Source organism: Methylobacterium jeotgali (genome assembly GCF_022179345.1).
In the GTDB taxonomy this organism is placed as follows: Bacteria; Pseudomonadota; Alphaproteobacteria; order Rhizobiales; family Beijerinckiaceae; genus Methylobacterium; species Methylobacterium jeotgali.
Genome location: NZ_BPQR01000016.1, coordinates 63,254 through 77,835, shown reverse-complemented (window position 1 = coordinate 77,835; position 14,582 = coordinate 63,254). Strand labels below are relative to the sequence as shown.

Here is a 14,582-nt window from a genome sequence, read left to right as displayed (position 1 = left end):
GACGCGGAAGATCCGCGGCGAGGGCGGAGCCGGCGAACGCGATGCCGGCGAGGGCGGTGACGCCCTTGAGCATGGTCTTCATGGTGACTGGTCCTCTGTCCCTGAAAGCGGACGCGCCTTGATGGCTGCTGTCCGCCATTCCCCTAACTTAAGGGACCGGAGCCGCCGGGGCTGTTGCGATGCGACAACGCCTCGGTGGAGGAGGGCGGCGCCTTTGTGGCGTCCGTCGCCCCATTTCTCGGGTCTCTTGAGTGCAGAACGCCCGCAAATGGCTAAGGTTCACTCAAGGCCACGCTCTTTCCGCGCGCTGTTCCAAGACAGATTGTCGCAGGCCGGGTGCGCTGCCACATTTCGGCTCAGGGCAGCAGGGCGATCGCCGAGATCAGGCGGCCGTAATCCGCCTCGCCGCGATGGGTGGTGCGCCGATAGGAGTAGAACCGCTCCGGATCGGCGTAGGTGCACAGGCCCAGAGCGCTCGCCTGCGCGATGCCGGCGGCACTCAGGCGCGACAGGATGAAGGCCGGCAGGTCGAACTGCGCGTGCCCCGGCCGCGCCCCCTCCGCGAGGTAGGCGCCGGCCTCGGGTACGCCGGCCCGGAAGCGCTCCAGGAAGTCCGGCCCGACCTCGTAGGAGGCCTGCGCGATGGTCGGCCCGAGCACCGCGACGATGCGGCCGCGCTCGGCCCCGAGCCCTTCCATGGCCGCGACGGTCGCCTCGACGACGCCGCCCAGCGCTCCCTTCCAGCCGGCATGAGCCGCACCGACGACGCTGGCCTCCGGATCGGCGAACAGGATCGGCCCGCAATCGGCGGTGGCGATGCCGAGGCCGAGGCCCGGCACCCGCGTGACCATGGCGTCGGCCTTCGGGCGGTCGGTGAGGGCGAAGGGCGCCTCGACCACGACCACCTCGGCCGAGTGGATCTGGTAGAGGCTGACGAGACGGTCCGGCGGCAGGTCGAGATGGGCGCACATCCGCGCCCGATTCTCGCGCACGCGCGCGCCGTCATCCTCGGAGCCGAGGCCGCCGTTGAGCGAGGCGTAGAGCCCTTCCGAGACGCCGCCCTGGCGGGTGAAGAAGGCGTGCCGCAGGCCCGCGTGGGAGGCGAGTTCGGGGGCTTCGATGAACATGCCTGGCTCCGCGGATGGCGTCGCCGCTCGATAGCGCAAGCCCCGCCCCATGGCGATGACGATCGGCGGCGGACACGGGCCGGCGGAGCGGGAACCGGGGCGGGATGTCGACGCTTATCGCGGCGGATTTCTGCCTCTTCCTTCATCAGGAGCACCGGATGGCCCCCTCCATCAAGCACCAGCCCGACCGTCCGATCTGGCCGAGCGTCGGCGCCCGCGAGCCCGCGCGCATCCGCGAGAAGCAGTCGGTCACCGACCGCCAAGGCGAGACCACGAAGCCCAGCACCACCGCCCAGGCCGAAGGCTTCGGCTCGTTCTCGGGCTGAGCGCGCTCAGAAGCCGGGCAGCGGCGGCGCGCCGGGAGGTGCCACGGCGAGCACCTTGAACAGGCTGCCCATCCCGCCCCGCTCAGGCTCCGTGAGACGGGCCGCGGCGGTCCTGACCGCTGCGGCCTGCTCGGGCGAGGCGGAGGCGGCGAGCCGCTCCGCCCGCTCCCGCAGACCGAGCGCGTGCAGGAAGTCGCGCTGCTCGATCGGGCCGAGACACGTTGCCCCCTCCGCCTCGGCCGCGCGCGCCAGGGCATCGAAGTCGACATGCACGGTGAGGTCGGCCTCGCCCGGCCGCGCCAGGGGATCTGCAAAGGCGTGGCCCGAGAGCGCCTGGAAGCTGTCGCCGAAGCCCGGCCGGGCGTGCCCGTAGTCGATCGCCAGCACGCAGCCGCCCTGCACCACGACGCGCTTGGCGAGCCAGCGCATCGTCTGCGCGGCGGGCTCGGCCACGCTCGCCAGCACGCCGACGGGGCCGTCCAGGGAAAAATTCCGCTCCGGTTCGGGCGCGAGGCCGAACGCCAGCGCTCCGTCGTCGCCGAGCCCGACGAGGCGCTCGCACCAGCCGCGCGGCGTCCGCTCGAACTGCCGGACGGGCAGGCAGTCGAAGAACTCGTTGGCAACGACGAAGGCCGGGCCCTCGGGGAGGGTCGCGACCGTCTCGTGCCAGGCCGGCGCGAGACCCGCCAGCGTCGCGGCCTGACGCTCCCGCAGCACGGGGCTCGTCTCGACGAGATGCACGGCGAAGACGGTCTCGGGCAGGAGGCGCCGCAGCACGCGGATCGCGTCGGCGGTCAGCGTCCCGCGCCCGGGTCCGAGCTCGACGAGGAGTGGGCGCGGCGGCCGGCCGAGGGCGTCCCAGGCGGCGGCGATCCAGACGCCGATCAGCTCGCCGAACATCTGGCTGATCTCGGGGGCGGTGGTGAAGTCGCCGCCCCGGCCGAGGGGATCGCGGGTGCGGTAGTAGCCGTGGACCGGGTGCGCGAGGCAGAGCGCCATGTAGCGGTCGATGCCGATCGGCCCGGTCTCGCGGATGATCGCCGCGATCTCGGCGTGGAGCGGCGTCTCGCTCACGCGCGGGCCGTCTCCTCGGGCGTCGTCTCTGCCGGCACGCGCGGGCGCGTCGCCCCGCAGGCGGCGAGCACGATGTAGGTGAGGCCGACGAGCGCCATCGGCACGCAGAGCAGCATCCCCATGGTGACGCCGCCGCCCAGCGGCCCGAGCCCCTCACCGAACAGGTAGCCGAGCTGGCGGTCGGGCTCGCGGAAGAACTCGCAGAAGGTCCGCGCCAGCGCGTAGCCGAGCACGAAGATGCCGCCCATCAGCCCCGGCCGGCGGAAGCCGTAGCGGTGCACGCACATCGACATCACCACGAACAGGAACAGCCCCTCGGTCAGCGCCTCGTAGAGCTGGCTCGGGTGGCGCGGCACGTCGCCGCCGGTGGGGAAGATCACCGCGTAGGCGAAGTCCGGCGCGGCGCGGCCCCAGAGCTCGCCGTTCACGAAGTTGGCGATGCGCCCGAAGAACAGGCCGATCGGCACCACCACCGCGGCGACGTCGAGGAGCGTGTAGGCGCCGAGCCCCCGGCGCCGGGCGAACAGAACCATCGCCAGCACGGCCCCGAGGAACCCGCCGTGGAAGGACATGCCGCCGTTGCGGATCGCCAGGATCTCGAGCGGGTCGGCGAGATAGAGCGGCAGGTTGTAGAAGAGCACGTAGCCGAGCCGGCCGCCGAGCACGACGCCGAGCGCCACCCAGACGATGAGGTCGTCGATGTCGGCGGTGGTCGGCCGGCGCACCACGCCCCAGAGGTTGTCGGCGAGTACCAGGCGGCGGGCGTAGAACCAGCCGCCGACGAGCCCGGCGATGTAGGCCAGCGCGTACCACTTGATCGTGATCGGCCCGATCGCGACGGCGACGGGATCGATCGACGGGAAGGGCAGGGCGAGGAGCGGCGGCATCGGTGCGGGGCCTCCTGGCCGGTCGCGACGGGCCAGGGGAGTGGACCCCGGGCGGGGAGGGCGTCAAGCCCGGCGCGGGTCGGCCCGGAACGCTTCGCGGAGGTCTGCCGAGGACATGCCGGTGCGCCTCTTCGCCACCATCGGCGCCATCGACATCGTGCGCGACGCCGACCTGCTGCCGCTGATGAAGCGGGCCGGCATCCGCTCGATGCTCGGGCACATCGTCCCGACCCGGAGCGGCGGGCGCATCTGCGCCGGTGCTTCCGCGACGGTGTCCGCATCTGGCGGGCGGAGGCGGCGGAGGTCCTGACCCGCGGGCCTGTCCGGGACCGGTCCGTCACCCTCGCGGAATGGTTCGGCCGCGAGGCGCCGCCTCGGTCGAGGGCGAATCACGCGGCCGAAATCACCGCCTCGGAGCGGAAAAAGGACGGGACACAGCCTGATTCGCGCTCTCGCGCGCCGGATCCCATGCACGGCAAAGCTTTGTAAAATAAGGCGTCCGCGACCCCGGTGCTGCCATGATTAGGTGTATGGAAGGCTTCATCAACCTATGACGTGATACGCGCTGCCTTTCGGCGGCGGTCTTCGGGGAAGTTCGGTCATGCTCAAGGATCGGGGATCCCCCGAACTCGTCTCGGCGCTGTCGGAGTGCCGCGGCGCCTTCATCGGCGTCGCCGCCATGAGCTGCCTCGTCAACATTCTCTACCTGACCGGCTCGTTCTTCATGCTCGAGGTCTACGACCGGGTGATCCCCAGTCGCAGCATCCCGACGCTGGTGGGCCTCTCGATCCTGGCCCTCGTGCTCTACGGCTTCCAGGGCGTGCTGGAGGCGATCCGCTCGCGGGTGCTGGCCCGGGTCGGCGCGGCGGTGGACGAGGCGCTGAGCGCGCGGGTCTTCGACATCGTGGTGCGCGCGCCCCTCAAGGGCGCGATGCCGGGCGACGGCCTGCTGCCCCTGCGCGACCTCGATCAGGTCCGGGGCTTCCTCTCCGGTACCGGCCCCTCGGCCTTCTTCGACCTGCCCTGGATGCCGGTCTACCTCGTCATCTGCTTCCTGTTCCATCCGCTGATCGGCGTCGCGGCGCTCGTCGGCGCGGGCGTGCTCGCGGCCTTCACCCTGCTGACCGACCGCGCCACCCGCGCCCATTCGAAGGACGCGACCAGCCACGGCCTGCGCCGCAACGGCCTCGCCGAGGCCGGGCGCCGCAACGCCGAGGTGCTCGCCGCCATGGGCATGCAGGGCCGGGTCGGCGCCCGCTGGGCCGCCGCCAACGCCGACTACATGCAGGCGCAGCAGTCGGTCTCCGACGGCGGCGGCTTCTACGGGGCCGCCTCGAAGGTGTTCCGCATGGCCCTCCAGTCGGGCACGCTGGCGCTCGGCGCCTACCTCGTCATCAACGGCCAGGCCTCGGCCGGCATCATCATCGCCTCCTCGATCCTCGTCTCCCGCGCGCTGGCCCCGGCGGAGCTGGTGATCGCCAACTGGAAGGGCTTCGTGCAGGCGCGCCAGTCCTGGAGCCGCCTCTCGGACCTGCTCGCCCGCATCCCAGCCGTCGGCCAGCCCCACGCCCTGCCGGCGCCGACGCAGTCGGTCTCCGTCGAGGGGATCAGCGTCGCCCCGCCCGGCACGCCGCGGATCGTGGTGCAGGACGTCACCTTCGCGCTCCGCGCCGGCCAGGGCCTCGGCGTCATCGGCCCCTCGGCCTCCGGCAAGTCGACCATGGTGCGGGCGCTGGTCGGCGTCTGGCCGGCGATGCGCGGCAAGGTCCGCCTCGACGGCGCCGCCCTCGACCAGTGGTCGAGCGCCGATCTCGGGCCGCATATCGGCTTCCTGCCCCAGGAGGTGGAGCTGTTCGGCGGCACCGTCGCCGAGAACATCGCCCGCTTCGAGCCGAACGCCAGCTCGGAGGCGATCATCGCCGCCGCCCGCGCCGCAGGCGTCCACGAGCTGATCCTGCGCCTCACGGACGGCTACGACACCCGCATCGGCGAGAGCGGCGCCGGGCTCTCGGCGGGCCAGCGCCAGCGCATCGGCCTCGCCCGCGCCCTCTACCGCGACCCGTTCCTGGTCGTGCTCGACGAGCCCAACGCCAACCTCGACAGCGAGGGCGAGAACGCCCTGACCCAGGCGATCCTGGGCGTGCGCCAGCGCGGCGGCATCTGCGTCGTCGTCGCCCACCGCCCGAGCGCGCTCGCCGCCGTCGACCTCGTGCTGATGATGGCCGAGGGCCGCGCCCAGGCCTTCGGGCCGAAGGACGAGGTGTTCAAGCGCGTCCTGCGTCCCGCCCCGGCCGCCGTGCCCGGCGAGGCCGCGAGACCCCCCTCCCTCGACGGTGCCCCGAGGGGCGCCGGCCCCGTGAGCCTGCAAGAGAAGAGCGCGTGATGGCCGCCACCCTCAACCCGGCCGGCATCCCCGCGGGCCTCGCTCCGGCACTGCCGAAGCGCACCGCCCACGCCTCGATCCGGCGCCATCTCGCCCTCTCGATCGGCCTCGGCACCGCCCTCGTGGTCGGCGTCGGCGGCTGGGCGACCTTCACGCAGATCTCCGGCGCGGTGATCGCGCCGGGCCAGCTCGTGGTCGAATCGGACGTGAAGAAGGTCCAGCACCCGACCGGCGGCGTCGTCGGCGAGCTACGGGTCCGCGACGGCCAGCGCGTCAAGGCCGGCGACATCCTGATCCGCCTCGACGAGACCCAGACCCGCGCCAATCTCGACATCGTGCTGAAAGCTCTGGACGAGGCCTCCGCCCGCCGGTCCCGCGACGAGGCCGAGCGCGACGGGGCGGCCTCCGTCGCCTTCCCGCCGGAGCTTCTGGCACGGGCCGAGGGCGACCCCGTGGTCGCCCGGCTCGTCGACGGCGAGACGCGCCTCTTCAACGCCCGCGTCGCCGGCCGCGAGGGGCAGAAGGCGCAGCTGCGCGAGCGCGTCACGCAGCTCCGCCAGGAGATCGCCGGCCTCACCGAGCAGGCCGCCGCCAAGAACCGCGAGATCGCCCTGATCGGACCGGAGCTGCGCGGCGTGAAGGAGCTCTACGCCAAGAACCTCGTCCAGCTCTCCCGCGTGAACCAGCTCGAGCGCGACGCCGCCCGCCTTGAGGGCGAGCGCGGCCAGCTGATGGCCTCCACCGCCTCGGCGCGGGGCAAGATCACCGAGATCGAGCTTCAGATCCTCCAGATCGACCAGGACATGCGCACCGAGGTCGGCAAGGACCTCGCCGACATCCGCGCCAAGTGGTCGGAGCTCGTGGAGAAGCGGGTCTCCGCCGAGGACCAGCTCAAGCGCATCGACCTGCGGGCACCCCAGGACGGCACCGTCCACCAGCTCACCGTGCACACGATCGGCGGCCTCGTGACCCCGAGCGAGCCGGCCATGCTGATCGTGCCCTCCGCCGACCAGCTCGCCGTCGAGGTGCGCATCCAGCCCCAGGACATCGACAGCGTCCATGTCGACCAGAAGACGGTGCTGCGCTTCCCGGCCTTCAACCAGCGGGTCACGCCGGAGATCGACGGGGTCGTCAGCCGGGTCTCGGCGGACGTGAGCACCGACCCGAAGACCGGCGCCACCTTCTACACCGCCCGCATCCACGTGCCCGATTCGGAGAAGCAGCGCCTCGGCGGCGTGCGGCTGGTGCCCGGCATGCCGGTCGAGACCTTCATGCAGATCGGCGAGCGCTCCGTGCTCTCCTACCTGACGAAGCCGCTCACCGACCAGATCGCCAAGGCCTGGCGGGAGCGCTGAGCCCCGCCTCAGCCTTGCCTCCGCAGGGCCGCTCTGCTAACGGAACCGCCTTTCCGCGATTGCGTGCCTCGCCGTCGCCGGACGCCCCTTCGGGGACGCCCGACCCCGAAACTTTAGCTTCGAGCGGCCGGCTTAGCCCGCGCCGATGAGACCGATGAAGATTCGCAACTCGCTCAAGTCCCTCCGCGGCCGTCACCGCGACAACCAGCTCGTGCGCCGCAAGGGCCGGGTCTACGTCATCAACAAGACCCAGAAGCGCTTCAAGGCCCGCCAGGGCTGAAGCGCGTCGCAGGACGACACCGGGCGCCGGCGCGCGATCCTGCGCCGGCCCGTCTCCTGCCAGCATTCGGCGCGTCGAGACGGCGCGTTGACGGGCTGAAGCGCCGCGGCCACTCTGGTCCGATGCCGCGCCGGCCCCACGCTCTCCTTCCGCTCCTGCTCGCCGGTGCGCTTTGCGCGTCGAGCGCCGCCGTGTTCGCGGCCCCGTTCGAGCGCGGCGATCCGCGCCAGGGACTCGGCCAGCCCGGCAGGGCGTCCCCGGCCCCCGGAATCTCGCCGGATCCGAAGGTTTCCCGGGACCCGAAAGCCTCCCCGGACCCGAAGACCGCGCGGCCGGAGCGGCCACCGCCCCCGAGCCTCGACGAGCTGTTCGCGCGCCTCCAGAGCGCCTCCGACGATGCGGAGGCGCAGGGGGCGGCCAAGGTCATCGAGCGCCGCCTCGCCCGCTCCGGCAGCGCCACCGCCGACCTCCTGAACGAGCGCGCGCTCCAGGCGATGAGCGGTCGCGACTTCGCGCTCGCCGCCGAGCTCATGGACCGGGCCACCGTCCTGGAGCCGGGCTGGTCGGAGGGCTGGAACCGCCGCGCCCTCGTGTTCTGGCAGCTCTCCGACAAGGAGACGGCGATCGCCGATCTCAAGCGCGCCCTGGTGCTGGAGCCGCGCCACTTCGAGGCCTGGGCGGCGCTCGGCCGGATCTACCTCTCCCTCGACGACAAGCCGCGCGCTCTGGAGGCCTTCCGCCGGGCGCAAGCCATCTATCCGCGGATGCAGAGCCTGCGCGGCGCCATCGAGAAGCTGACGCCCGACGTCGACGGGCGCGACCTCTGAGCCGGCCCGCCTGGTGAGGACGCTCCTCGCGCTGCTGATCGGGGCGCCGCTCGCGCTCGCCGCCATGATTCTCGGCAGCGGGGCGCTGGCGACCCTGCTGATCGCGCAGCGGGCCGCCTGGGAGTTCCCCTCTCAGGGACCCTTCATTCCCGTCGAGGGCGGCCGGCTCGCCGCGATCGAGGCGGGAGACCCGACGCCGGGCAGGCCGGCTGTGATTCTCGTTCACGGCGCCGGCGGCAACGGCGCCGACCTGATGGAGAGCCTGGGCCGGCCGCTCGCCGCGCGCGGCTTCCACGTCCTCGCCCTCGACCGGCCGGGCCTCGGCTGGAGCGACCGTCCCGGCGGATCGTCGGATGCGGCGCCGGAGGCCCAGGCGCGCCTGATCGCGCAGGCGCTGGCGGCGCGCGGGCTCGGGCCCGCGATCGTGCTCGGCCATTCCTGGGGCGGGGCACTGGCCCTGGCGCTCGCCCTCGACCATCCCGAGCGCGTCGCCGGGCTCGCCCTGGTCTCGCCGGTCGCGCGGCCCTTCGAGCGGATGCCCGAGATCGCCTGGTACTGGCGCCTCGCCCTGAAGCCGCCCGTCACCTGGCTCCTCAGCCGGACGCTCGGACCGCCCGCGGGGCTCTACCATCTCGAACGGGGCGCGAGGGCCGCCTTCGCGCCCCAGCCGGTGGCGGAGGACTACCTGCGCCGCGCCCGCTCGGCGCTGGCCCTGAGGCCGGGCGCCATGCTCGCCAACGTCCAGGACCTTGCCGGCCTGCCCGCCGCCCTGGAGCGGATGGCGCCGCGCACCCCGAGCCTCGCGGTGCCGACCGTGATCGTCGGGGGCGAGGCCGACGCGGTCGTGCCCTTCGACCGGCAGGGACGGGCTCTCGCGCAGACGATTCCCGGCGCGCGGCTGGTGCCGCTGCCGGGCGTCGGCCACATGGCTCCGTGGGTCGCGACAGACCGGCTCGTCGCCGAGATCGAGGCGCTGGCAGGCAGGCTGCCGGCGCGCTGAGCCTCAGGCGCGGTCGGCGTGCTCGCGGGTGACGAAGGCGATGCGGATCAGATTCGTGGCGCCCGGCGTCCCGAAGGGCACGCCGGCCACGATGATGATGCGGTCGCCGATCTCGGCGAAGTTCTCGCGCACGGCGAACTTGGCGGCTCGGAAGGCCATGTCGTCCACGTCGCTTGCGTCCTTGGTGACGATCGGGTGCGTGCCCCAGGCCATGGCGAGCCGCCGCGCCGTCTCGCGCTTCGGCGTCAGGGCGATTACCGTGGCGTTGGGGCGCGCCCGCGACAGGCGCAGGGCCGTCGAGCCGGAATGCGTCCAGGCCATGATCGCGTCGAGATCGAGGGAGCCGACCATCTGGTGGGCGGCGGCCGCGATGGCGTCGGCGGCGGTGTGCTCGGGCTCGGAGCGCTGGGCCGAGATGATCGACCAGTAGAGGGCGTCCTTCTCCACCTGCTCGGCGATGCGGCTCATCGTGGCGATGGCCTCGACCGGGTAGGCGCCCGACGCGCTCTCGGCCGAGGTCATCACCGCGTCGGCGCCCTCGTAGACGGCGGTGGCCACGTCCGAGACCTCGGCGCGGGTCGGGACGGGGGCGGTGATCATCGACTCGAGCATCTGCGTGGCGATGACCACCGGCTTGCCGAGGCGGCGGCAGCCGCGGGTCAGGCGCTTCTGGGCGCCCGGCACCTGCTCCAGAGGCATCTCGACGCCGAGATCGCCGCGGGCGACCATGATGCCGTCGGAGATCTCCAGGATCTCCTCCAGGCGGTTGAGGGCCTGGGGCTTCTCGATCTTCGACATCACCAGGGCGCGGCCCTGAACGACCTTCTTGACCTCGGCCACGTCCTCGGGGCGCTGCACGAAGGAGACGGCGATCCAGTCGGCGCCGGCGTTGAGCCCGGCCTCGAGATCGGCGTGGTCCTTCTCCGTCATCGCCGGCAGGGGCACGATGGTGTGGGGCAGCGAGACGCCCTTGCGGTTCGAGATGCGACCGCCGACCTCGACGCGGGTCGTGCAGCGCCCCGGCGACACCTCGGTGACGGTGAGGCGCAGCTTGCCGTCGTCGACGAGCATCGAGTGGCCGGGCTCGACCGCCTGGAGAATCTCGGGATGGGGCAGGTAGACGCGGTTCACGTCGCCCGGCTCGGGGTTGTCGTCGAAGGTGAAGCTGGCGCCCGGCACGAGCTGGGCCGATCCCTCGGCGAAGGCGCCGACGCGCAGCTTCGGGCCCTGGAGGTCGACGAGGATGGCGATGGGCCGCTTGGCCTCGCGCTCGACGGCGCGGATCGCCTCGATCTTCTCCGGCAGGCGCTCGCGGGGGAGGTGGCTCATGTTGAGCCGGAACACGTCGGCGCCGGCATGGAAGAGCTTGGAGATCATCTCCGGGGAATCGGAGGCCGGCCCGAGGGTGGCGATGATCTTCGTGCGGCGTGAGCGCTTCAACCTAGCCTCCATGGCGGCCGTCGTCAGCGGGCGGAACAGGTCGGCTGCGACGGTCTTGGGGGAGCGCCCCCGTGGCGTGCGGCCAGAAGCACTCCGGGAGAGGCCACGTCAAGCTGCGGTCGACCAACCGGTGGCGGCACACGGCCGAGGCACGGCGCGCCGCGGTCGGTTTCCGGTGCGGCGACGCCTCAGGGTTGCGGCTGCACCGGCTGGTTCGGGTCGGTGAGCTGGATCGTCCAGCTCTTCTGCTCGCGGGTGTCGACCTCGAAGAAGCCGTTGCGGTCGAAACCCCGCGCCAGGCAGTCCTCGACGCCGCGAATCGTGAACTCGGAATCCTTCGTGCACATCAGGGAGCGGCCGCTCCACTCGCCGCCGCGCGTGTAGTCCACGGCGAAGACGTAGTAGTAGCGGCCGGCGAGCGCGCCCTTGAGGAGCGTCTCGCAGCCCTTCGGGCTGAGGTCCCACCAGCCCTCGGTGATCCAGCCCTGGCCGTCGCGGTAGCCGAGCGCAATACCGACCTTGCTCGCGGTGAGGTTGCACAGGCGCAGGTCCGCCCGCGCAGGGGCGGAGCCGAGCGCCGCCCCGGCGAGCGCGGCGAGCGCCCAGGGCAGGGCTACCCGCAAAGCATGGCTGGGCCGCATCCGTCGCGCCTCAGCCGATCAGGATGACGCGGCAGTCGTTGACGTTGGTGCGGGTCGGACCCGGCCGCACGAGGTCGCCGATCCCGTCGAAGAACCGGGTCGAATCGTTGTCGGCGAGCATCGCCACGGGATCGAGCCCGGCGGCGCGGGCGCGCGCCAGGGTGGTCGGGTCGACGAGGCCGCCGGCCGGGTCGGTCGCCTCGCCGCGGCCGCCGTCGGTGCCGTCGGTGTCGGCGGCGATACCGGAGATACCCTCGGCGCCGTCGAGGGCGATGGCGAGAGCGAGCGCGTATTCCTGATTCGGACCGCCGTTGCCCTCGCCGCGGATCGTCACGGTGAGCTCGCCGCCGGAGATGAGGGCGGCGCGGCGCCCGGCGGCCTTGATCTCGAGCGCGAGGCGGGCCTGCTCGGCGGCCACCTCGCGGGCCTCGCCCTCGAGGTCGGAGCCGAGCATCACCGGCTCGTAGCCGGCGCGGCGGGCGGCGGCGGCGGCGGCCTCCAGCGCGTCGATCGGGCGGGCGACGATGCGGTACTCGGCCCTCGCGAAGGCGGGGTCGCCCGCCTTCGGGGTCTCGTTGGCGGGATCGGACAGCAGCGCCTTGGCGGCCTCGGGGAGCGGGATGCTCCGGCGCTCGCAAATGTCGCGGGCCTGGGCGAGCGTCGAGGGGTCGGGCACGGTCGGCCCCGAGGCGATCACCGCCGGATCGTCGAAGGGTACGTCGGAGATCGCGAGCGTCAGGATCGAGCGGGCGTTGCGGGCCGCCACCGCCAGGCGCCCGCCCTTGATCCGCGAGAGGTGCTTGCGCACCGTGTTGATCTCGCCGATCGGCGCGCCCGAGCGCAGCAGCGCCTTGGTGATCGCCTGCTTCTCGGGCAGCGTCAGGGCACCGGCCGGGGCGATCCAGTTGGCCGAGCCGCCGCCGGAGAGGAGCACCAGCACCTCGTCGTCCGGTCCGGCCTCGGAGGCGATGCGCAGCGCCTCCCTGGTCGCCTCGATGCCGGCGGCGTCGGGGACGGGGTGGCCCGCCTCGACCATGCGGATCAGGGGCGCCTCCTCGCCGTAGCCGTGGCGGGCGACGGCGAGCCCGACGACGCGGTCCGCTCCGAGCCCGTGCTCCTCCCGGTAGAAGCGGCTCGCCACCGCGGCCATGCTGCCCGCCGCCTTGCCGGCGCCGAGGATGACGAGGCGACCCCGCGAGGGCGCGGGCAGCTGCCCGGCGAGGCAGCGGGAGGGATGGGCGGCGGCGATGGCCTCGTCGAGGATACCGCCGAGCAGGATGCGCTGCTCGTTGACGGCGGCGGTGTCGGGAGCAGTCATGCGTGGTCCTCGGGCCCTTCCTCGAAGTTCTTCCGCGTGCGCGGCGCGCCGCCTCCCGCGCGGGGGAGGGCAGCGGCCCGGATTGTTGCCGTCGGCGCACGATCCTTGATACGTGCTCTGCCCGAGGCCCGCGCGGACGGCAAGATCGCAGCTTGATCGCTCCTCCATCGCTCCGCGCGCCCGGGCCGGCGCGGCCGGCCCCGACACGGACAGACATTGGAACGCCCAGACCCCGTCCCCGACAAGACCGGCCACCCGCCCCATCCCGTCGAGACGATCGCCGGAGACCCGGCCTGCGGGCTCCTGATCCTGTGCGACCACGCCTCGAACCACGTGCCGGAGGATCTCGGCCGGCTCGGGGTGCCGGAAGCGCAGTTCGCCCGACACATCGCCTACGACATCGGCGCGGCCGGGGTGACGCGGCGCCTCGCGGCGCTCACCGGCGCGCCCGCGGTCCTGACACGGTTCTCGCGTCTCATCATCGACCCGAATCGGGGCCGCGACGACCCGACCCTGGTGATGCGCCTCTCCGACGGGGCGCTGGTGCCCGGCAACGCCCGCATCGACGAGGCCGGCAAGGCCGAGCGGATCGCCCGCTTCTACGACCCGTTCGACCGGGCGATCGACGGGGCGGTCGCCGCGGCGCAGGCGGCAGGGACGCCGCCCGCCATCCTGACGATGCACAGCTTCACGCCCTTCTGGAAGGGCATCGCCCGGCCCTGGCAGGTCGGTATCCTCTACGACCGCGACGACCGGCTGAGCGTGCCGCTCATCGCCGGGCTCGAGGCCGACCCGGCCCGGCTGACGGTGGGCGACAACGAGCCCTATGGCGGCGGCCTGCCCGGCGACACCATCGACCGTCACGCCACGGCGCGGGGGCTGCCCAACGCCCTCGTGGAGATCCGCCAGGACCTCATCGAGGACGAGGCGGGGCAGGCGGAATGGGCGGAGCGCTTCGCGCGGCTGCTGCGGCCGCTGATGAACCTGGGAGAACGGTGATGCCCGAGATCGACATCGCGAAGTTCGACGAGACGACCCGCACCGAATTGGAGGCGGCCGTGTTCCGCCGGCTCGTGTCGCACCTGCGCAACCGCCCCGACGTGCAGAACATCGACCTCATGAACCTCGCCGGCTTCTGCCGGAACTGCCTCTCCAACTGGCTCAAGGACGCCGCCGAGGAGCGCGGCCTGACGATGAGCAAGGACGAGAGCCGCGAGGCCGTCTACGGCATGCCCTACGAGACCTGGAAGGCGCAGCACCAGGCCGAGGCGAGCCCGGCGCAGGCGGCCGCGTTCGCAGAGGCGCAGGCCAAGGACGCCTCGCACTGAGGACGCCCGGGACTCCGGCGCTCACCTCCGGGTAAGGTTGACCGCGTACGAGCGAGGACAGCGCGCCGCGAGGGCGCGGGAGCCTCCACAGGAGACCGTGACCATGAACGCCCATTCCATGCCGGAGGCCGACATCTCCGGCGCCGGCGGCGTCGCCGCCGAGGAGCTCAAGCAGTTCATCGAGCGCATCGAGCGCCTCGAGGAGGAGAAAGCCGGCATCGCAGGCGACATCAAGGACGTGATGGCCGAGCTGAAGGGCCGCGGCTTCGACGTGAAGGCCGTGCGCACCATCCTGCGCCTGCGCAAGCAGGACCATTCCGAGCGCCAAGAGCAGGAGGCGATCCTCGAGCTCTACATGCAGGCCCTGGGCATGTCCTGACGCGGCTCGCAGCGCCGCGACCGACCGGACCCGCCCGCCGACCCCAGGCGCGGCGGGTCTTTTGCTGTCCGCTGCCCTCCTGAGAGGCAGCGCGTGGCACAAAATTGCGCGATCGGCGCATCATGCGTCATTTCGGCATTGACAGGCTGCACGATTCCGCACGATCTTTCCTGAAAAGAACGGCCAGTTCCTTGAAGGAATGGCCTGAGAGGGAGGG

At 72.6% G+C, this 14,582-nt stretch carries 16 protein-coding genes; 10 read left to right on the top strand and 6 right to left on the bottom strand.

Going from position 1 to position 14,582, the window contains the following annotated elements; genetic code table 11:
- Positions 1–356: 356 nt before the first annotated feature.
- Positions 357–1,127, bottom strand: coding sequence for a peptidoglycan editing factor PgeF (gene pgeF / locus MFF04_RS05335; protein ID WP_238274408.1), 771 nt, complete (start codon positions 1,125–1,127; stop codon positions 357–359).
- Positions 1,128–1,285: 158 nt separating this feature from the next.
- On the opposite strand from pgeF, the gene MFF04_RS05330 reads away from it, so the two are divergent.
- Positions 1,286–1,453: a hypothetical protein gene (locus tag MFF04_RS05330; protein WP_238274407.1), complete on the top strand. Its 168-nt coding sequence runs from the start codon at positions 1,286–1,288 to the stop codon at positions 1,451–1,453.
- A gap of 6 nt (positions 1,454–1,459) precedes the next feature.
- Here MFF04_RS05330 and MFF04_RS05325 read toward each other — a convergent pair whose 3' ends face one another.
- Together MFF04_RS05325 and lgt are read right to left on the bottom strand one after the other, a co-directional pair.
- A complete protein-coding gene (locus MFF04_RS05325; RefSeq protein ID WP_238274406.1) occupies positions 1,460–2,527 on the bottom strand; it encodes a class I SAM-dependent methyltransferase in 1,068 nt (355 codons plus the stop codon).
- A complete protein-coding gene (gene lgt, locus MFF04_RS05320; protein ID WP_238274405.1) occupies positions 2,524–3,414 on the bottom strand; it encodes a prolipoprotein diacylglyceryl transferase in 891 nt (296 codons plus the stop codon). The genes MFF04_RS05325 and lgt overlap by 4 nt, the downstream gene beginning before the upstream one ends.
- A gap of 115 nt (positions 3,415–3,529) precedes the next feature.
- Here lgt and MFF04_RS05315 point away from each other — a divergent pair, with 115 nt between their 5' ends.
- From MFF04_RS05315 to MFF04_RS05290, 6 genes are all read left to right on the top strand, one after another.
- Positions 3,530–3,724, top strand: a complete 195-nt coding sequence (locus MFF04_RS05315; RefSeq protein ID WP_238274404.1) for a hypothetical protein — start codon at positions 3,530–3,532, stop codon at positions 3,722–3,724.
- A 291-nt stretch (positions 3,725–4,015) separates the two neighbouring features.
- Positions 4,016–5,797, top strand: coding sequence for a type I secretion system permease/ATPase (locus MFF04_RS05310; protein WP_238274403.1), 1,782 nt, complete (start codon positions 4,016–4,018; stop codon positions 5,795–5,797).
- Complete coding sequence (locus tag MFF04_RS05305) at positions 5,797–7,152, top strand: HlyD family type I secretion periplasmic adaptor subunit (RefSeq protein WP_238274402.1); 1,356 nt, start codon at positions 5,797–5,799, stop codon at positions 7,150–7,152. The genes MFF04_RS05310 and MFF04_RS05305 overlap by 1 nt, the downstream gene beginning before the upstream one ends.
- A gap of 154 nt (positions 7,153–7,306) precedes the next feature.
- Complete coding sequence (gene ykgO, locus MFF04_RS05300; protein WP_003601867.1) at positions 7,307–7,432, top strand: type B 50S ribosomal protein L36; 126 nt, start codon at positions 7,307–7,309, stop codon at positions 7,430–7,432.
- A 191-nt stretch (positions 7,433–7,623) separates the two neighbouring features.
- Positions 7,624–8,259, top strand: coding sequence for a tetratricopeptide repeat protein (locus MFF04_RS05295; RefSeq protein WP_238274401.1), 636 nt, complete (start codon positions 7,624–7,626; stop codon positions 8,257–8,259).
- A gap of 13 nt (positions 8,260–8,272) precedes the next feature.
- A complete protein-coding gene (locus MFF04_RS05290; protein WP_238274400.1) occupies positions 8,273–9,259 on the top strand; it encodes an alpha/beta fold hydrolase in 987 nt (328 codons plus the stop codon).
- Positions 9,260–9,262: 3 nt separating this feature from the next.
- Here the strand turns inward: MFF04_RS05290 and pyk are convergent, their stop codons facing one another.
- The 3 genes from pyk to MFF04_RS05275 all read right to left on the bottom strand — a co-directional run bounded on the left by pyk (position 9,263) and on the right by MFF04_RS05275 (position 12,658).
- Positions 9,263–10,699 (bottom strand): pyruvate kinase, encoded by a 1,437-nt coding sequence (pyk, locus tag MFF04_RS05285; RefSeq protein ID WP_238274399.1) that lies wholly within the window; start codon positions 10,697–10,699, stop codon positions 9,263–9,265.
- Positions 10,700–10,887: 188 nt separating this feature from the next.
- Entirely contained in the window at positions 10,888–11,340 is a 453-nt protein-coding gene (locus MFF04_RS05280; RefSeq protein WP_238274398.1) for a DUF1036 domain-containing protein, read from the bottom strand.
- 10 nt (positions 11,341–11,350) lie between these two features.
- Positions 11,351–12,658, bottom strand: a complete 1,308-nt coding sequence (locus MFF04_RS05275; RefSeq protein ID WP_238274397.1) for a glycerate kinase type-2 family protein — start codon at positions 12,656–12,658, stop codon at positions 11,351–11,353.
- 216 nt (positions 12,659–12,874) lie between these two features.
- Between MFF04_RS05275 and MFF04_RS05270 the strand changes: the two genes are divergently transcribed.
- The 3 genes from MFF04_RS05270 (at position 12,875) to MFF04_RS05260 (ending at position 14,365) form a co-directional block, all read left to right on the top strand.
- The gene (locus tag MFF04_RS05270; RefSeq protein WP_238274396.1) at positions 12,875–13,657 is read left to right on the top strand and encodes an N-formylglutamate amidohydrolase; all 783 of its coding nucleotides are present in this window, start codon (positions 12,875–12,877) and stop codon (positions 13,655–13,657) included.
- Positions 13,657–13,986 (top strand): DUF1244 domain-containing protein, encoded by a 330-nt coding sequence (locus MFF04_RS05265; protein WP_238274395.1) that lies wholly within the window; start codon positions 13,657–13,659, stop codon positions 13,984–13,986. Before MFF04_RS05270 ends, MFF04_RS05265 begins: the two co-directional genes overlap by 1 nt.
- A gap of 103 nt (positions 13,987–14,089) precedes the next feature.
- Positions 14,090–14,365 carry a DUF2312 domain-containing protein gene (locus tag MFF04_RS05260; protein WP_238274394.1) on the top strand — a complete coding sequence of 92 codons (276 nt, stop codon included), beginning with the start codon at positions 14,090–14,092 and terminating at the stop codon, positions 14,363–14,365.
- Positions 14,366–14,582 lie beyond the last annotated feature (217 nt).

Coding starts and splice junctions, on each gene's coding strand:
- MFF04_RS05330 (WP_238274407.1), top strand. CDS start 1,286: ATGGCCCCCTCCATCAAGCACCAGCCCGACCGTCCGATCTGGCCGAGC.
- MFF04_RS05275 (WP_238274397.1), bottom strand. CDS start 12,658: ATGACTGCTCCCGACACCGCCGCCGTCAACGAGCAGCGCATCCTGCTC.
- ykgO (WP_003601867.1), top strand. CDS start 7,307: ATGAAGATTCGCAACTCGCTCAAGTCCCTCCGCGGCCGTCACCGCGAC.
- MFF04_RS05265 (WP_238274395.1), top strand. CDS start 13,657: ATGCCCGAGATCGACATCGCGAAGTTCGACGAGACGACCCGCACCGAA.
- pgeF (WP_238274408.1), bottom strand. CDS start 1,127: ATGTTCATCGAAGCCCCCGAACTCGCCTCCCACGCGGGCCTGCGGCAC.
- MFF04_RS05310 (WP_238274403.1), top strand. CDS start 4,016: ATGCTCAAGGATCGGGGATCCCCCGAACTCGTCTCGGCGCTGTCGGAG.
- lgt (WP_238274405.1), bottom strand. CDS start 3,414: ATGCCGCCGCTCCTCGCCCTGCCCTTCCCGTCGATCGATCCCGTCGCC.
- MFF04_RS05305 (WP_238274402.1), top strand. CDS start 5,797: ATGGCCGCCACCCTCAACCCGGCCGGCATCCCCGCGGGCCTCGCTCCG.
- MFF04_RS05260 (WP_238274394.1), top strand. CDS start 14,090: ATGAACGCCCATTCCATGCCGGAGGCCGACATCTCCGGCGCCGGCGGC.
- MFF04_RS05315 (WP_238274404.1), top strand. CDS start 3,530: ATGCCGGTGCGCCTCTTCGCCACCATCGGCGCCATCGACATCGTGCGC.
- MFF04_RS05280 (WP_238274398.1), bottom strand. CDS start 11,340: ATGCGGCCCAGCCATGCTTTGCGGGTAGCCCTGCCCTGGGCGCTCGCC.